Origin of the sequence: Streptomyces sp. NPDC050528, assembly GCF_044457795.1 — a bacterium.
GTDB lineage: Bacteria > Actinomycetota > Actinomycetes > Streptomycetales > Streptomycetaceae > Streptomyces.
In genome coordinates, this window is sequence record NZ_JBITHH010000001.1 from 1,174,915 (window position 1) to 1,190,372 (window position 15,458).

Sequence of the window (15,458 nt, forward strand, 5' to 3'; positions counted from 1 at the left end):
GGTCAGGAGGGGCTGGGGGCCGCCGGCGGGGTCGGGGTGACCGGCACCGGGGCCCTGTCCGGCTTCTCGGGGTTCTCCGGCCCCTCGGGACTCTCCGGGCCCTCGGGGCTCTCCGGGTCCTTGGGGCTCTCCGGGTCCTTGGGGCCGCTCTCCGCCGGGGTCGCGCCCGAGGGGCCCTCCTGGCGGTCGTAGGTCATGAGGAGCAGGACGACGAGGCCGAGCACCACCACCATGAACACGAACGCGCCCGTGCCCACCAGGCCCCACGCGAACGCGCCCAGCAGTCCGTGCACCACGGCCACGCTGATCAGCAGGATGCGGCCGAGGCCGGCCGGGGCGCGGTCGCGCAGGGCGACGAGCAGGGCGACCAGGCCGCACAGGGCGAAGTAGAGGCCGAAGACGACTCCGCCGGCCTTCGACGAGATCGACATCGCGTCCGGGTCGAGGCCCGCCAGGGACATGTCCTGGCGGTCGACGACGATCCCGAGGAACCAGTTCAGCGCGGCTATGCCGAAGGCCTCCACGAAGAGAACGACCGCCACGATCCAAGCCACCGGCCTGCGTACCACCGGCCCCCACCCACTCTCGACCACCGCTCGACCAAAGTTGTCGTTACCCCAAGTACGTTCGAGGCACGGTGAACGCTACTAACGGGTAAACCGCGGGACAAGGGTTGTGGCAGGGGCAAAGAATCATTGGGCCATTCGTAGGGACTCCACAAAGAAACGGCGTGGCGCGCGGCACGCTCTCACAGAGACCTTGACCACACAGGAGGGCTAGGGTTTCTCCGAGGAGTCCTGCGTACCGAGGTGCGACAAGGGATTTCACGGGTCGAGCGGGCCTCGTATCACGCTCCGTGTGGGCAAGCTCACCACAGGGGACGGGTCGATGCGCCGTGTCGGCAGTCCCTAAACTCGGCTTGTTTCAAGGAGGGAGCCTCAATCGTGCGCAAGGTGCTCATCGCCAATCGTGGCGAAATCGCTGTCCGCGTAGCCCGGGCCTGCCGGGACGCCGGGATCGCGAGCGTGGCCGTATACGCCGACCCGGACCGGGACGCTCTGCATGTCCGCGCCGCGGATGAGGCGTTCGCCCTGGGCGGTGACACACCGGCGAGCAGTTATCTGGACATGGACAAGGTCCTGAACGCGGCCCGCGAGTCCGGTGCCGACGCCATCCACCCCGGCTACGGATTCCTGTCGGAGAACGCCGAGTTCGCCCAGGCCGTCCTCGACGCGGACCTGATCTGGATCGGCCCGCCGCCGCAGGCGATCCGGGACCTCGGCGACAAGGTCGCCGCCCGGCACATCGCCCAGCGCGCCGGTGCCCCGCTGGTGGCCGGCACGCCGGACCCGGTCTCCGGGTCGGCCGAGGTCGTCGCGTTCGCCGAGCAGCACGGGCTGCCCATCGCGATCAAGGCCGCCTTCGGTGGCGGCGGTCGCGGTCTGAAGGTCGCCCGCACGCTCGAAGAGGTTCCCGAGCTCTACGACTCCGCGGTGCGCGAGGCGGTCGCCGCCTTCGGCCGCGGCGAGTGCTTCGTCGAGCGCTACCTGGACAAGCCGCGGCACGTGGAGACCCAGTGCCTGGCCGACACCCACGGCAACGTGGTCGTCGTATCGACCCGTGACTGCTCCCTCCAGCGTCGGCACCAGAAGCTGGTCGAGGAGGCGCCCGCGCCGTTCCTCTCCGAGGCCCAGGTCGCCGAGCTGTACGCGTCGTCCAAGGCGATCCTCAAGGAGGCCGGCTACGTCGGCGCCGGGACCGTCGAGTTCCTCGTCGGCCAGGACGGCACGATCTCCTTCCTGGAGGTCAACACCCGCCTCCAGGTGGAGCACCCGGTCACCGAGGAGGTCGCCGGCATCGACCTCGTCCGCGAGATGTTCCGCATCGCCGACGGCGAGGAACTCGGCTACGGCGACCCCGAACTGCGCGGCCACTCCTTCGAGTTCCGCATCAACGGCGAGGACCCGGGCCGCGGCTTCCTGCCCGCGCCCGGCACCGTCACCACGTTCGCGGCGCCCACCGGTCCGGGCGTCCGCCTGGACGCCGGTGTCGAGTCCGGCTCGGTCATCGGCCCGGCGTGGGACTCGCTGCTGGCCAAGCTGATCGTCACCGGCGCGACCCGCGAGCAGGCGTTGCAGCGGGCGGCGCGTGCGCTGGACGAGTTCACCGTCGAGGGCATGGCCACGGCCATCCCGTTCCACCGCGTGGTCGTCAGGGACCCGGCGTTCGCTCCCGAACTCACCGGCTCCGCCGACCCGTTCACGGTCCACACCCGCTGGATCGAGACCGAGTTCGTCAACGAGATCAAGCCCTTCGCGGCTCCCACGGACGCCGAGGCGGACGAGGACGCGGACCGCGAGACGATCGTCGTCGAGGTCGGCGGCAAGCGCCTGGAGGTCTCCCTCCCGGTCTCGCTCGGCATGTCCCTGGCCCGCACCGGCCTCGCGGCGGGCGCCAAGCCCAAGCGCCGCGCGGCCAAGAAGTCCGGCCCCGTCGCCTCCGGCGACACCCTCGCCTCGCCGATGCAGGGCACGATCGTCAAGGTCGCGGTCGAGGAGGGCCAAGAGGTCAAGGAGGGCGACCTCATCGTCGTACTCGAAGCCATGAAGATGGAACAGCCGCTGAACGCGCACAAGTCCGGCACGATCAAGGGACTTGGCGCGGAGGTCGGGGCGTCCATCACCTCCGGCGCGGCGATCTGCGAGATCAAGGACTGATCCCACCGTACGTCCCGAGGTGCCCGGCGGACAGGAACAGCCTGTCTTCGCCGGGCACTTCTGTAATGAACGCCTGGCATGCTGAGGGAACTGGTTGAGGAGGGCAGGTGGAAAGCATGGCCAAGCCGCCGGCCGGGCTGCGCGCGGATGCCCGTCGCAACTACGAGCGGCTGCTCGCCGAGGCCCGGGTGTGCTTTGCCGCGCACGGTACGGACGCGTCCCTGGAGGATGTGGCTCGGCGTGCGGGTGTCGGTATCGGCACGCTGTATCGCCACTTCCCGAACCGCCAGGCCCTGATGAGCGCGGTCTTCGAGGACGCGGCGAGTGAACTCCTCGCGCGTTCCCGGGAGTTGCTGTTGGCTCCGCAGCCGTGTGTGGCTCTGGTGACGTGGTTGCGGGAGATGGTGACGCACGCGAGTGAGTACCGGGGGTTGTCGTGGACGCTGATGGCTGTCGCCTACGACGACTCGTCCGCGTTGGCCCGGTGCAGTGCCCCTATCCGGGAAGCGGGGGGTGCGCTGCTGTTCCGGGCGCAGGAGGCCGGTGATGTGCGTGGGGATGTCGAGATCGGCGACCTTCTCCAGCTGACCCATGCGATCGCGTTGGCGGCCGAGGGGAATCCTGGGGACCCTGAACTGGCGGACAGGTTGCTGACGTTGACGTTGCGCGGGTTGAAGCCGTAGCGCTGGTTCGGTTTTCGGGTGCGGGCCCGGTGGGGGCTGGTCGCGCAGTTCCCCGCGCCCCTTAAAAGCAGGTCGGCTAAAACGGGGCCGTCTTTTAGGGGCGCGGGGAACTGCGCGACCAGCCACGACGCACCCGCGGCCGAAAACCGGACCCTCGATCAACGCCTGCGCAGATCCGCCACCCTTGCCGCACGTTCCCGCTCGGGCGACTCCCCGCCCAGCACACCCGCCGACCTCAACCCCGGTCCCCCACCCGGTACTTGACCCCGTCGCGGTGCCGGGAGGGGTACGTCCCGGCGGCGTTGGTCCCGCGTCGGGGTCTGATCACCCCCCTGGGTTCCCGACGCGCCGGCCACGGCGATCTGCACCCCCTGGTCGGCCAGCGCCTGCAACTCCGTTGCCGCGCGGTCGTCGTGGCCCGGGGGCTCGTCGGTGACGAGGCGGGTGATGACGTCCGTCGGCACGGTCTGGAACATGGTGTCCGTACCGAGCTTGGTGTGATCGGCCAGGACGACGACCTCGGCGGCAGCCTGGACGAGGGCCCGGTCGACGGACGCCGAGAGCATGTTGGACGTGGAGAGGCCGCGCTCGGCGGTCAGGCCGCTTCCGGAGAGGAAGGCCCGGGAGACGCGGAGGCCCTGGAGGGACTGCTCCGCCCCGCTGCCCACCAGCGCGTAGTTGGAACCGCGCAGGGTGCCCCCGGTCATCACGACCTCCACACGGTTGGCATGGGCCAACGCCTGGGCCACCAAAAGGGAGTTGGTGACCACGGTCAGTCCGGGGACCCGGGCGAGCCGGCGGGCCAGCTCCTGGGTCGTGGTACCCGCCCCCACCACGATCGCTTCGCCCTCTTCGACGAAGCTCGCGGCGAGATCGGCGATGGCCGTCTTCTCGGCGGTCGCGAGATGCGATTTCTGCGGAAAGCCGGATTCTCGCGTGAACCCGCCCGGCAATACCGCACCGCCGTGCCGGCGGTCGAGGAGTCCTTCTGCCTCCAGTGCGCGCACGTCCCGCCGTACGGTCACTTCGGAGGTCTGGACGACGCGGGCGAGCTCACGGAGCGATACGGCCCCATTCGCTCGCACCATTTCGAGGATCAATTGGCGACGTTCTGCAGCGAACACGAAACTGACAGTAACCCCAACGACCGTCTGCTTTCAGGTGTTTGCGCCGAATAACGGAAGTTGTTCGTACAGCGGGACCGGAAGTGGTATAGGGCCTAGTCTCGCCGCCTATGCCGCCCGAATGGTCGACAACTCCCCGTGACCAGCGGGGAGTCCGTTTCGGCTCAGACTTCGCCCGTCGCCTTCCGCGTGTGGAGCTGGCGGGCCACCTCGGCGATCGAGCCCGAAAGAGACGGGTAGACGGTGAAGGCGTTCGCGATCTGTTCGACCGTCAGGTTGTTGTCGACGGCGATCGAGATGGGGTGGATCAGTTCCGAGGCGCGGGGCGCCACGACCACACCGCCGACGATGATGCCGGTGCCGGGGCGGCAGAAGATCTTGACGAAGCCGTCGCGGATGCCCTGCATCTTGGCGCGCGGGTTACGGAGGAGAGGGAGCTTGACCACGCGGGCGTCGATCTTGCCGCCGTCCACGTCGGCCTGGGAGTAGCCGACCGTGGCGATCTCCGGGTCGGTGAAGACGTTCGACGACACCGTCTTCAGGTTCAGCGGGGCCACCGCGTCGCCCAGGAAGTGGTACATCGCGATACGGCCCTGCATCGCGGCCACCGAGGCGAGCGCGAAGATCCCGGTCACGTCACCGGCGGCGTACACGCCCGGAGCCGTCGTACGGGAGACCTTGTCGGTCCAGATGTGGCCCGAGTCGCGGAGCCGGACGCCCGCCTCCTCCAGGCCCATGCCCTCGGAGTTCGGGATGGCGCCGACGGCCATGAGGCAGTGCGAGCCGGTGATGACCCGGCCGTCGGCGAGGGTGACCTCAACCTTGTCGCCGACGCGCTTGGCGGACTGGGCACGGGAGCGGGCCATGACGTTCATGCCGCGGCGGCGGAAGACGTCTTCGAGTACGGCGGCCGCGTCCGGGTCCTCGCCGGGCAGGACGCGGTCACGGGAGGAGACGAGGGTGACCTTGGAGCCGAGGGCCTGGTAGGCGCCGGCGAACTCGGCGCCCGTGACGCCGGAGCCGACCACGATCAGCTCTTCGGGGAGTTCGGTGAGGTCGTAGACCTGGGTCCAGTTGAGGATGCGCTCGCCGTCCGGGCGGGCGTCGTCCAGCTCGCGGGGGTGGCCGCCGGTGGCGATGAGGACGGCGTCGGCGACGAGCGTCTCCTCGGTGCCGTCGGCCGCCTTCACGATCACCTTGCGGGAACCGTCGATCGCCTGCATGCCGTCGAGCCGGCCCCGGCCGCGCATGACACGGGCGCCGGCCCGGGTCACGGACGCGGTGATGTCGTGCGACTGGGCGAGCGCGAGGCGCTTCACACGCCGGTTGACCTTGCCGAGGTCCACGCCGACGACCCTTGCCGCCTGTTCCAGCGGTGGGGTGTCGTCGGCGACGATGATGCCGAGTTCCTCGTACGACGAGTCGAAGGTGGTCATCACCTCGGCCGTCGCGATAAGGGTCTTCGACGGGACGCAGTCGGTCAGCACCGACGCCCCGCCCAGACCGTCGCAGTCGACGACGGTCACCTCCGCGCCGAGCTGCGCTGCCACCAGCGCCGCTTCATAGCCGCCGGGTCCGCCACCGATGATCACGATCCGAGTCACGTACCCCATTGTCCCGCACGCTTCAAGGTGCTTCCGCCCGGGGGCGACGCGGGGTCCGTTGTCGGCGGGCTGGAGTACCCACGGTTACGGGAGTGGCTGGTGGTTTCGCTGCCGTACTCTCGAAGCATGTCGCTCTACGCCGCGTACGCCGGCAATCTCGACGCGCGGCTGATGACCCGCCGCGCCCCGCACTCGCCGTTGCGCGCCACGGGCTGGCTGAACGGGTGGCGGCTGACCTTCGGCGGCGAGCACATGGGCTGGGAGGGCGCGCTCGCGACGATCGTGGAGGCCCCGCGCTCCCAGGTCTTCGTCGCGCTGTACGAGATCGCGCCGCCCGACGAGGACTCCATGGACCGGTGGGAGGGCGTCGGCCTCGACGTCTACCGCCGGATGCGGGTGCGGGTGCACACGCTGGAGGGCGAGGAACCCGCTTGGGTGTACGTGCTGAACGGGTACGAGGGTGGGCTCCCGTCCGCCCGTTATCTCGGTGAACTCGCGGATGCAGCCGAGTCGGCCGGCGCCCCGCACGACTATGTGATGGAGCTGCGGAAGCGTCCGTGCTGACGGGTCCGCGCGGCTCTGCTGAGGGGTCCGCACGGCTCCGCTGCGGATTCCCCGCTATTCCGCTGAGGGCTTCCCACACATAACGCCCGTCACAGGTCTCGTTGGAAACGACAAGACAACGATCGCCATCCCGTGCGCTCTGTCATCTACGCGCGTAGGCCCAGACCAGCTACGCTCATCCGCGTGAACGCATCTCTTCTTCCGGACGACATCCAGGGCGACCCCCATGCCGCCGCTGACGCCGCCGCCACGCGCCTGCGCGAACTGACGGGCGCCGAGACCCACGACGTCGCCCTTGTGATGGGCTCCGGCTGGGGACCGGCCGTCGACGCGCTCGGCGTACCCGAGGCCGACTTCCCCGTCACCGAGCTGCCCGGCTTCCCGCCGCCGGCCGTCGAGGGCCATGGCGGGCGGATCCGCTCGTACAGGATCGGTGACAAGCGCGCGCTGGTCTTTCTCGGGCGTACCCACTACTACGAGGGCCGCGGGGTCGCCGCCGTCGCGCACGGGGTCCGTACCGCCGTCGCCGCCGGCTGCAAGACCATCGTGCTGACCAACGGCTGCGGGGGGCTCCGCGAGGGCATGCGTCCCGGCCAGCCCGTGCTGATCAGCGACCACATCAACCTCACCGCCACGTCCCCGATCGTCGGCGCCAACTTCGTCGACCTCACGGACTTGTACTCCCCTCGGCTGCGCGCCCTGTGCAAGGAGATCGACCCGGCGCTGGAGGAGGGTGTCTACGCCCAGTTCCCCGGGCCGCACTACGAGACTCCGGCGGAGATCCGCATGGCCCGGGTGATCGGCGCGGACCTGGTGGGCATGTCCACGGTGCTGGAAGCGATCGCCGCGCGCGAGGCGGGTGCGGAAGTTCTGGGTATCTCCCTGGTGACGAACCTCGCCGCGGGTATGACGGGCGAGCCTCTGAACCACGAGGAAGTTCTCCAGGCGGGCCGGGATTCCGCCACGCAGATGGGATCACTGCTGGCCCAGGTGCTCGGCAGGCTGTAAGCGCACTCATCGGCTCCGGCCGGCACCATCCAGCCCGTCCGGCGTTTGAGGACGAGGCCCCTTCAGGGCCGAAGGGGGTCTGGGGGCGCAGCCCCCAGGTACCCGCACCAAGAGACAACGAGAGGTTGACCGACCGTGCACGCCAATCTCATCGCGCAGGCCAACACATGGCTGGCCGAGGACCCCGACTCGGACACACGCGACGAGCTCGCCAAGCTCATCGACGCCGGGGACCTGGCCGAGCTCACCGACCGTTTCAGCGGGACGCTCCAGTTCGGCACCGCCGGCCTGCGGGGCGAACTCGGCGCCGGGCCCATGCGCATGAACCGCGCGGTCGTCATCCGGGCCGCCGCCGGACTCGCCGCGTACCTCAAGAAGAACGGCCACACCGACGGAACCGGCACCGGAACCGTCGTCATCGGCTACGACGCCCGCCACAAGTCGGCCGACTTCGCCCGCGACACCGCAGCCGTGATGGTCGGCGCGGGGCTGAAGGCGGCCGTACTGCCCCGCCCCCTCCCCACCCCCGTACTCGCCTTCGCCATACGGCACTTGGGCGCGATCGCGGGCGTCGAGGTCACCGCCAGCCACAACCCGCCCCGGGACAACGGCTACAAGGTCTACCTCGGCGACGGCTCCCAGATCGTGCCCCCGGCCGACGCGGAGATCGCCGCGGAGATCGAGGCCGTCGACTCCCTGCACGACGTGCCCCGCCCGGCGGACGGCTGGGAGATCCTCGACGACGCCGTCCTCGACGCCTACCTCGCCCGCACCGACGCCGTCCTCGCCCCGAACTCCCCCCGCACCGCCCGCACCGTCTACACGGCGATGCACGGCGTCGGCAAGGACGTGCTGCTGGCCGCGTTCGCGCGGGCCGGTTTCCCCGAGCCCGTGCTCGTCGCCGAACAGGCCGAGCCCGACCCGGACTTCCCGACCGTCGCGTTCCCCAACCCGGAGGAGCCCGGCGCGATGGACCTCGCCTTCGCGCAGGCCCGCGCCACGGACCCGGACCTGATCATCGCCAACGACCCCGACGCGGACCGTTGCGCCGCGGCCGTGAAAGACCGTACCCAGGGCGGCGATTGGCGCATGCTGCGCGGCGACGAGGTCGGCGCGCTCCTCGCCGCCCACCTCGTCCGCCGCGGCGCCCACGGCACCTTCGCCGAGTCGATCGTCTCCTCGTCCCTCCTCGGCCGTATCGCCGAGAAGGCGGGCCTCCCCTACGAGGAGACCCTCACCGGCTTCAAGTGGATCGCCCGCGTGGAGGGCCTTCGCTACGGCTATGAGGAAGCCCTCGGTTACTGCGTGGACCCGGATGGCGTGCGCGACAAGGACGGCATCACCGCCGCACTCCTCATCACCGAGTTGGCGTCCGAGCTCAAGGCCGAGGGGCGTGATCTGCTCGACCTCCTCGACGATCTCGCCGTGGAACACGGTCTGCACGCCACCGATCAACTCTCCGTCCGCGTCGAGGACTTGACCGTCATCGCGGACGCCATGCGGCGGCTGCGCGAGCACCCCCCCACCGCACTCGCCGGGTTGGCCGTCACCAAGGCCGAGGACCTGAACGAGGGGACCGACAAGCTGCCGCCCACGGACGGGCTGCGCTACACGCTCGACGGTGCCCGGGTCATCGTCCGGCCCAGCGGTACCGAGCCCAAACTGAAGTGCTACCTGGAGGTCGTGGTGCCGGTCGCGGCGCACGCCGATCTCCCGGCCGCCCGGGCCCGGGCCGCCGAGATCCTCGCGACGATCAAGCGGGACCTGTCGGCGGCGGCGGGTATCTGAACGTCGTCGTATGCGGTGGGGTGCCCGCCCTGACCGTCCCGCGCGGGGATCAGGACAGCCATCGCGCGACGAGCAACGCGGTCCACCCCAGACCGAGGACCACGGCGAACGGCCACAGCGGACGTCCGCGCTCCCGCTCACCGCTCTCGCCGGTGGGGCGGAGGGCGGGGTCGGCGATCATGGCGGCGAGTTCGGCGGCCAACTCGTCGTAGGGGTGGGTGAGTTGGCGTTTGCGTTGCAGCCAGGGCCAGCGGGGTGCCGAGACGTCCCAGTGGTCGCCGTCGCGCACCCTCAGCTGCAACTCGAACGCCTGGCGGCGGGCCGAGCGGAGGTCGGCCCAGGGGACGTGACGCGGCCGGCGCAGACCGTTCAGCCAGATGCCGGTGCGGTCGGCTGTGATGCGCCAGCGCAGTTTCCGGGGGAGGAGGCTGGCGCCCGCGAGACCGCCGAGGAGCACCACGGTCGCGTCCCAGAGTCCCGGGTCGGCCACGACCGAGAGGACCACGGCGCCCCACAGCAGCACCAGGAAGGTTCCCAGCCAGTCCACCGGCCCCGCCCGCCAGCGCCGCACCGGCACCACGGCCATCCCGGCCCGCACGGTCGCGGCGAACTCCTCGTCCAGGGCCTTCCGGACCACCGCCCGCTCCTCCCGGGCGAGCCGCCGCCGCACGGCACCCTCCGGCAACGGCCGTACGGGCCCGGTCGACCACTCCGCCACCGGCGGCTCATCGGGCTCCTCCGCGGCGCTGACCAGCAGGATCTCGGCGCCGTCGTAGGGGGCGCCGTAGAGGACGGCTTCCCGTAGGGGGCCGGGACCGACGGCGGCGGCCGCGTCGAGGAGAGCCTCCAGCTCCTCCCGAGCCACCTCGTCGTCCTCGTCGCCCTTCTCGTCGCCCTTCTCGTCCTCCCCCTCGTCCTCGCGTACCGCCCTCATCGCGACCGTGAAGAGCGGCCGTAGCGCCTCCGTGTCGTCCGTCGCGTAGATCACGGCGTCCTCGTGGTCGTCCTTGCCGACGAGGACGCGCAGGACGGGTGCGGGTGCGGTGCGCAGGGCGATCGCCCGGCGCCGGCCGAGGGTGCCGGAGAGGAGCATGGTGAGGGCCAGACCCAGTACGAACAGGCCCTCCGCGAGCGTCAGTTGGCGGGTGTCCGCCGCGTGCCACAGGCCGGAGGTGGCGAGCAGGACGACACCGGCTACGGCCAGACCCGCCCCGAACTTGAGGAACAGCCCGCCCCGCCGCACCGGCCCGTCCGTGTCCGGCACCACGGCCGTGACCCCGCCGGTCGCGGCCAGGGCGGCTCGCCGCTGACGGGCACGCGCGCGTGCTCGTAGTTCGGTGGCCGTCGCGGAGGCCAGCACCAGCAGGGCGGCGCACACCAGGACCGGCCACGGCAGCCCGGCGGCATGTACCGCCGCCGACACGATCAGCACGGGGGCGGAGAACCGTACGGCCTCGGGGCGCCACAGCCAGCAGACGACCTGGAGCGGCAGCAGCGCGATCAGCTCAGGGGGCAGATCCGTCGTCGCCAGCAGGCCGAAGGCGGCCAACACGGCGCACCAGACGGTCAGTTCGAGGGACCAGCGGCGCGGCCGTACCGGCACCCACCACGGCACCACCGCACCGGCCCACACGCGCGCGTGCTCCCCGTCCAGGTCCACGCACCCGTCGGGTATCGCGGAGGCGGGCAGCAGCGCGGGCTCTTGGACGTTCGTGGTCATGACATCCCAGAGGGTGGGGAAGGGGTGTGTGAACGGGGAGGGTGCTCGTCCGGTCAGCCCGTCGCGAGCAGGATCGCCATGAGTACGGCGCCCGCGAGCGCCGGTGCGATCACCTCGTACGCCCAGCGCACGGTGACCTCGCCCTGCGCCGGTTCCGCCTGTTCCCGGGACTCCAGCAGTTCGCGCAGGTCGGCCATGATCTGGTCGGACTCCGCGCGGGTGGACCCGGCCGGTGCGATGCCGCTCCGCGAACCGCCGCCGGTGCCGCCGCCGAAGGCTCCGAGCCGGCCGCCGCCGCTCTGCGCGCCCGGTGCCTCCGCGGCGGCCCTCGCCTCGCGCCGGGCCGCCTTCTTGCGTGCGCGCAGCGAGACCGGGATCGACCAGAGCTGGAACTTGGTGCCCGTCTTCGTGACGACCTCGTTCGAGAAACCGGATCGCAGGGCGGCGACCGTGCCCCACGGCAGCACGATGATCCGGAACGGGTTGCGGATCCGGAGGCGGTTCTCGTTGGCGTACACGGCCGGGCGGAGCGTGAACGCGACGATCAGCGGCACGACGAGGATCAGGCCGGCGAGGGCGAGCCATGGGGTGCGGCCGTGGCCGGTCGCCAGGGCGTCGATGCCGAGCCAGCCGACGATGGCCAGCAGCAGGACGCCCCCGACGATGCCCCCGGACGAGCGGTGGGTCTGGTCTTGGGGCTCGGGGTGCGGGGTCGTCATGGTGCGAATTCTGCCTCAGAGGTGCGCCTGATCGCCGTTGGGGTTGTGCACGTTCGCGACTGCGGGTGCGTCGTGGTTGCTCGCGCAGTTCCCCGCGCCCCTTCAGGGCGCGACATCTCACCCGGGGTGTACAGCTGCTACGCGCGTAGATATGCTCGTCTGGTGACCATGCCCACCACTGCACCTGCTGCTGCACACTCACTCGGCGAGGTGACGGCGTCGGACAGTACGCTGCGCCGTTTCCTCCACGGGCTGCCCGGCGTCGACGCGGTCGGCCTGGAGGCGCGTGCCGCCTCGCTCGGGACCCGTTCCATCAAGACCACCGCGAAGGCGTACGCCATCGACCTCGCCATCTCGATGGTCGACCTGACGACGCTGGAAGGCGCGGACACCCCGGGCAAGGTCCGGGCGCTCGGCGCCAAGGCGGTCCGCCCCGACCCGACCGACCGCACGAGCCCCTCGACCGCGGCCGTCTGTGTCTACCCCGACATGGTGGCCACCGCGAAGGAGGCCGTCGCCGGTTCCTCGGTGAAGGTCGCCTCCGTCGCCACCGCCTTCCCGGCCGGCCGTGCCGCGCTCGACGTGAAGCTGGCCGACGTACGGGACGCGGTCGCCGCGGGCGCCGACGAGATCGACATGGTCATCGACCGCGGGGCGTTCCTCGCGGGCAACTACATGAAGGTCCACGACGAGATCGTCGCCGTGAAGGAGGCCTCGGGCGCCGCCCGACTGAAGGTCATCTTCGAGACCGGCGAGCTGTCGACGTACGACAACATCCGCCGCGCGAGCTGGCTCGGCATGCTGGCCGGCGCGGACTTCATCAAGACCTCGACGGGCAAGGTCGCCGTCAACGCCACCCCCGCGAACACCCTGTTGATGCTGGAGGCGGTCCGTGACTTCCGCGCCCAGACCGGCATCCAGGTCGGCGTGAAGCCCGCGGGCGGTATCCGCACCTCCAAGGACGCCGTCAAGTTCCTGGTCATCGTCAACGAGACGGCGGGCGAGGACTGGCTGGACAACCACTGGTTCCGCTTCGGCGCGTCCTCGCTCCTGAACGACCTGCTGATGCAGCGTCAGAAGCTGGCCACCGGCCGCTACTCCGGCCCCGACTACGTGACGGTGGACTGATCCACATGGCATCCGCATTTGAGTACGCACCGGCGCCCGAGTCCCGCTCCGTCGTCGACATCGCGCCTTCCTACGGCCTGTTCATCGACGGCGAGTTCACGGAAGCGGCGGACGGCAAGGTCTTCAAGACCGTGTCGCCCTCCACCGAGGAAGTCCTCTCCGAGATCGCCCAGGCGGGCGAGGCGGACGTCGACCGCGCGGTGAAGGCCGCCCGCAAGGCCTTCGAGAAGTGGTCGGCGCTGCCCGGCTCCGAGCGCGCGAAGTACCTGTTCCGCATCGCCCGGATCATCCAGGAGCGCAGCCGCGAACTGGCCGTCCTGGAAACCCTGGACAACGGCAAGCCCATCAAGGAGACCCGCGACGCCGACCTCCCCCTGGTCGCCGCGCACTTCTTCTACTACGCGGGCTGGGCCGACAAGCTGGACCACGCCGGCTTCGGCGCGAACCCCCAACCCCTGGGCGTCGCGGGCCAGGTCATCCCCTGGAACTTCCCCCTGCTGATGCTGGCGTGGAAGATCGCCCCGGCACTGGCAACGGGCAACACGGTGGTCCTGAAGCCCGCGGAGACAACGCCCCTCTCGGCGTTGTTCTTCGCGGACATCTGCCGCCAGGCCGGCCTCCCCAAGGGCGTCGTCAACATCCTTACCGGGTACGGCGATTCGGGCGCCGCGCTCGTCGCGCACCCGGACGTGAACAAGGTCGCCTTCACCGGCTCCACGGCGGTCGGCAAGGCGATCGCGCGCCAGGTGGCCGGTACGACCAAGAAGGTCACCCTCGAACTCGGCGGCAAGGGCGCGAACATCGTCTTCGACGACGCCCCGATCGACCAGGCGGTGGAGGGGATCGTCACCGGCATCTTCTTCAACCAGGGCCAGGTCTGCTGCGCGGGCAGCCGCCTCCTCGTCCAAGAGTCCATCCAGGACGAGCTGTTGGACTCCCTGAAGCGACGCCTCTCCACCCTCCGCCTCGGCGACCCGCTCGACAAGAACACCGACATCGGCGCGATCAACTCCGCCGAGCAGCTCGCGCGGATCACCTCACTCGTGGAACAGGGCGAGGCGGAGGGCGCCGAGCGCTGGTCCCCGTCCTGCGAACTCCCGTCCTCCGGCTACTGGTTCGCCCCAACGCTCTTCACGAACGTCACCCAGGCGCACACGATCGCCCGCGACGAGATCTTCGGCCCGGTGCTGTCGGTCCTCACCTTCCGCACCCCGGACGAGGCAGTCGCGAAGGCCAACAACACGCAGTACGGCCTCTCGGCGGGCATCTGGACCGAGAAGGGCTCCCGCATCCTGGCCGTCGCCAACAAGCTGCGCGCGGGCGTCGTCTGGTCCAACACGTTCAACAAGTTCGACCCGACCTCGCCGTTCGGCGGCTACAAGGAGTCGGGCTACGGCCGCGAGGGCGGTCGCCACGGCCTGGAGGCGTACCTCGCCCCGTCGAGCCCGGAGGGCGAGCGATAAATGAGCACAGTTGAGAAGTCCGAACAGCAACGTCTGAGCGTCTTCAAGACCTACAAGCTGTACGTCGGGGGCAAGTTCCCTCGTAGCGAGAGCGGCCGGGTGTACGAGGTGACCGACTCCAAGGGCAAGTGGCTCGCGAACGCGCCGCAGTCCTCCCGCAAGGACGCACGCGACGCGGTCGTAGCGGCCCGCAAGGCGTTCGGCGGCTGGTCCGGTGCGACGGCGTACAACCGCGGCCAGATCCTCTACCGCATCGCCGAGATGCTGGAGGGCCGCAAGGACCAGTTCACGCGCGAAGTCGCGGACGCGGAGGGCCTGTCGAAGTCGAAGGCGGCTGCCGTGGTCGACGCGGCGATCGACCGCTGGGTCTGGTACGCGGGCTGGACGGACAAGATCGCCCAGGTGGTTGGGGGCGCGAACCCGGTAGCGGGCCCGTACTTCAACCTGTCGTCCCCCGAGCCGACGGGCGTGGTCACGGTCCTGGCCCCCCAGGAATCATCGTTCCTCGGCCTGATCTCGGTGATCGCCCCGGTGATCGCGACCGGCAACACGGCCATCGTCATCGCCAGCGAGAACTCCCCGCTCCCCGCCCTGTCGTTGGGCGAGGTCCTGGCCACGTCCGACCTCCCCGGCGGAGTCGTCAACATCCTCTCCGGAAAGACGGCGGAGATCGCACCCTCCTTGGCCGCCCACCAGGACGTCAACGCGATCGACTTGGCCGGCGCGGACGAGACACTGGCAAAGGAGTTGGAGATCGCAGCGGCGGACAACCTCAAGCGAGTCCTCCGTCCACAGCCTGTGGACTACGCGGAGACCCCGGGCACAGAACGCCTGACGGCCTTCCTGGAGACGAAGACGGTCTGGCACCCCACGGGTTCACTGGGAGCAGGCGGCTCCTCGTACTAGGCAGGCCGAAGGCCGATGCCTAGGGGCGCGGGGA

The 15,458-nt window shown here is 70.4% G+C and carries 13 protein-coding genes; 8 read left to right on the top strand and 5 right to left on the bottom strand.

Annotated elements, in window-relative coordinates; genetic code table 11:
- Nucleotides 1-2: 2 nt before the first annotated feature.
- Nucleotides 3-569: a hypothetical protein gene (locus ACIBK4_RS05420; protein ID WP_398992317.1), complete on the bottom strand. Its 567-nt coding sequence runs from the start codon at nt 567-569 to the stop codon at nt 3-5.
- A gap of 375 nt (nt 570-944) precedes the next feature.
- On the opposite strand from ACIBK4_RS05420, the gene ACIBK4_RS05425 reads away from it, so the two are divergent.
- Nucleotides 945-2,717, top strand: coding sequence for an acetyl/propionyl/methylcrotonyl-CoA carboxylase subunit alpha (locus ACIBK4_RS05425; protein ID WP_398992319.1), 1,773 nt, complete (start codon nt 945-947; stop codon nt 2,715-2,717).
- Nucleotides 2,718-2,833: 116 nt separating this feature from the next.
- A complete protein-coding gene (locus ACIBK4_RS05430; protein ID WP_398992321.1) occupies nt 2,834-3,400 on the top strand; it encodes a TetR/AcrR family transcriptional regulator in 567 nt (188 codons plus the stop codon).
- Nucleotides 3,401-3,558: 158 nt separating this feature from the next.
- Here ACIBK4_RS05430 and ACIBK4_RS05435 read toward each other — a convergent pair whose 3' ends face one another.
- Complete coding sequence (locus ACIBK4_RS05435) at nt 3,559-4,524, bottom strand: DeoR/GlpR family DNA-binding transcription regulator (protein WP_398992323.1); 966 nt, start codon at nt 4,522-4,524, stop codon at nt 3,559-3,561.
- 164 nt (nt 4,525-4,688) lie between these two features.
- Complete coding sequence (locus tag ACIBK4_RS05440; RefSeq protein WP_318018421.1) at nt 4,689-6,137, bottom strand: NAD(P)H-quinone dehydrogenase; 1,449 nt, start codon at nt 6,135-6,137, stop codon at nt 4,689-4,691.
- Between the two features lie 117 nt (nt 6,138-6,254).
- Between ACIBK4_RS05440 and ACIBK4_RS05445 the strand changes: the two genes are divergently transcribed.
- From ACIBK4_RS05445 to ACIBK4_RS05455, 3 genes are all read left to right on the top strand, one after another.
- The gene (locus ACIBK4_RS05445) at nt 6,255-6,692 is read left to right on the top strand and encodes a gamma-glutamylcyclotransferase (protein WP_019055782.1); all 438 of its coding nucleotides are present in this window, start codon (nt 6,255-6,257) and stop codon (nt 6,690-6,692) included.
- A 183-nt stretch (nt 6,693-6,875) separates the two neighbouring features.
- Nucleotides 6,876-7,700, top strand: coding sequence for a purine-nucleoside phosphorylase (locus tag ACIBK4_RS05450; protein ID WP_398992326.1), 825 nt, complete (start codon nt 6,876-6,878; stop codon nt 7,698-7,700).
- Nucleotides 7,701-7,835: 135 nt separating this feature from the next.
- On the top strand, nt 7,836-9,488 hold the full coding sequence (locus ACIBK4_RS05455) for a phospho-sugar mutase (protein ID WP_398992328.1): 1,653 nt from the start codon (nt 7,836-7,838) through the stop codon (nt 9,486-9,488).
- A 49-nt stretch (nt 9,489-9,537) separates the two neighbouring features.
- Here the strand turns inward: ACIBK4_RS05455 and ACIBK4_RS05460 are convergent, their stop codons facing one another.
- Both ACIBK4_RS05460 and ACIBK4_RS05465 read right to left on the bottom strand, forming a co-directional pair.
- Nucleotides 9,538-11,208 carry a hypothetical protein gene (locus tag ACIBK4_RS05460; protein ID WP_398992330.1) on the bottom strand — a complete coding sequence of 557 codons (1,671 nt, stop codon included), beginning with the start codon at nt 11,206-11,208 and terminating at the stop codon, nt 9,538-9,540.
- A gap of 53 nt (nt 11,209-11,261) precedes the next feature.
- Nucleotides 11,262-11,927 carry a PH domain-containing protein gene (locus ACIBK4_RS05465; RefSeq protein WP_398992332.1) on the bottom strand — a complete coding sequence of 222 codons (666 nt, stop codon included), beginning with the start codon at nt 11,925-11,927 and terminating at the stop codon, nt 11,262-11,264.
- Nucleotides 11,928-12,095: 168 nt separating this feature from the next.
- On the opposite strand from ACIBK4_RS05465, the gene deoC reads away from it, so the two are divergent.
- The 3 genes from deoC to ACIBK4_RS05480 are packed head-to-tail and all read left to right on the top strand — an operon-like array spanning nt 12,096 to nt 15,424.
- Nucleotides 12,096-13,055: a deoxyribose-phosphate aldolase gene (gene deoC, locus ACIBK4_RS05470; RefSeq protein ID WP_398992961.1), complete on the top strand. Its 960-nt coding sequence runs from the start codon at nt 12,096-12,098 to the stop codon at nt 13,053-13,055.
- A gap of 5 nt (nt 13,056-13,060) precedes the next feature.
- A complete protein-coding gene (locus ACIBK4_RS05475; protein ID WP_398992334.1) occupies nt 13,061-14,518 on the top strand; it encodes an aldehyde dehydrogenase family protein in 1,458 nt (485 codons plus the stop codon).
- Complete coding sequence (locus tag ACIBK4_RS05480) at nt 14,519-15,424, top strand: aldehyde dehydrogenase family protein (protein ID WP_398992335.1); 906 nt, start codon at nt 14,519-14,521, stop codon at nt 15,422-15,424.
- The last annotated feature ends 34 nt before the right edge of the window (nt 15,425-15,458 follow it).

Bases quoted from the DNA above. Each gene is read 5' to 3' on its own strand.
- ACIBK4_RS05465 (WP_398992332.1), bottom strand. From the start codon at position 11,927: ATGACGACCCCGCACCCCGAGCCCCAAGACCAGACCCACCGCTCGTCC.
- ACIBK4_RS05430 (WP_398992321.1), top strand. From the start codon at position 2,834: ATGGCCAAGCCGCCGGCCGGGCTGCGCGCGGATGCCCGTCGCAACTAC.
- deoC (WP_398992961.1), top strand. From the start codon at position 12,096: ATGCCCACCACTGCACCTGCTGCTGCACACTCACTCGGCGAGGTGACG.
- ACIBK4_RS05440 (WP_318018421.1), bottom strand. From the start codon at position 6,137: ATGGGGTACGTGACTCGGATCGTGATCATCGGTGGCGGACCCGGCGGC.
- ACIBK4_RS05460 (WP_398992330.1), bottom strand. From the start codon at position 11,208: ATGACCACGAACGTCCAAGAGCCCGCGCTGCTGCCCGCCTCCGCGATA.
- ACIBK4_RS05445 (WP_019055782.1), top strand. From the start codon at position 6,255: ATGTCGCTCTACGCCGCGTACGCCGGCAATCTCGACGCGCGGCTGATG.
- ACIBK4_RS05480 (WP_398992335.1), top strand. From the start codon at position 14,519: ATGAGCACAGTTGAGAAGTCCGAACAGCAACGTCTGAGCGTCTTCAAG.
- ACIBK4_RS05475 (WP_398992334.1), top strand. From the start codon at position 13,061: ATGGCATCCGCATTTGAGTACGCACCGGCGCCCGAGTCCCGCTCCGTC.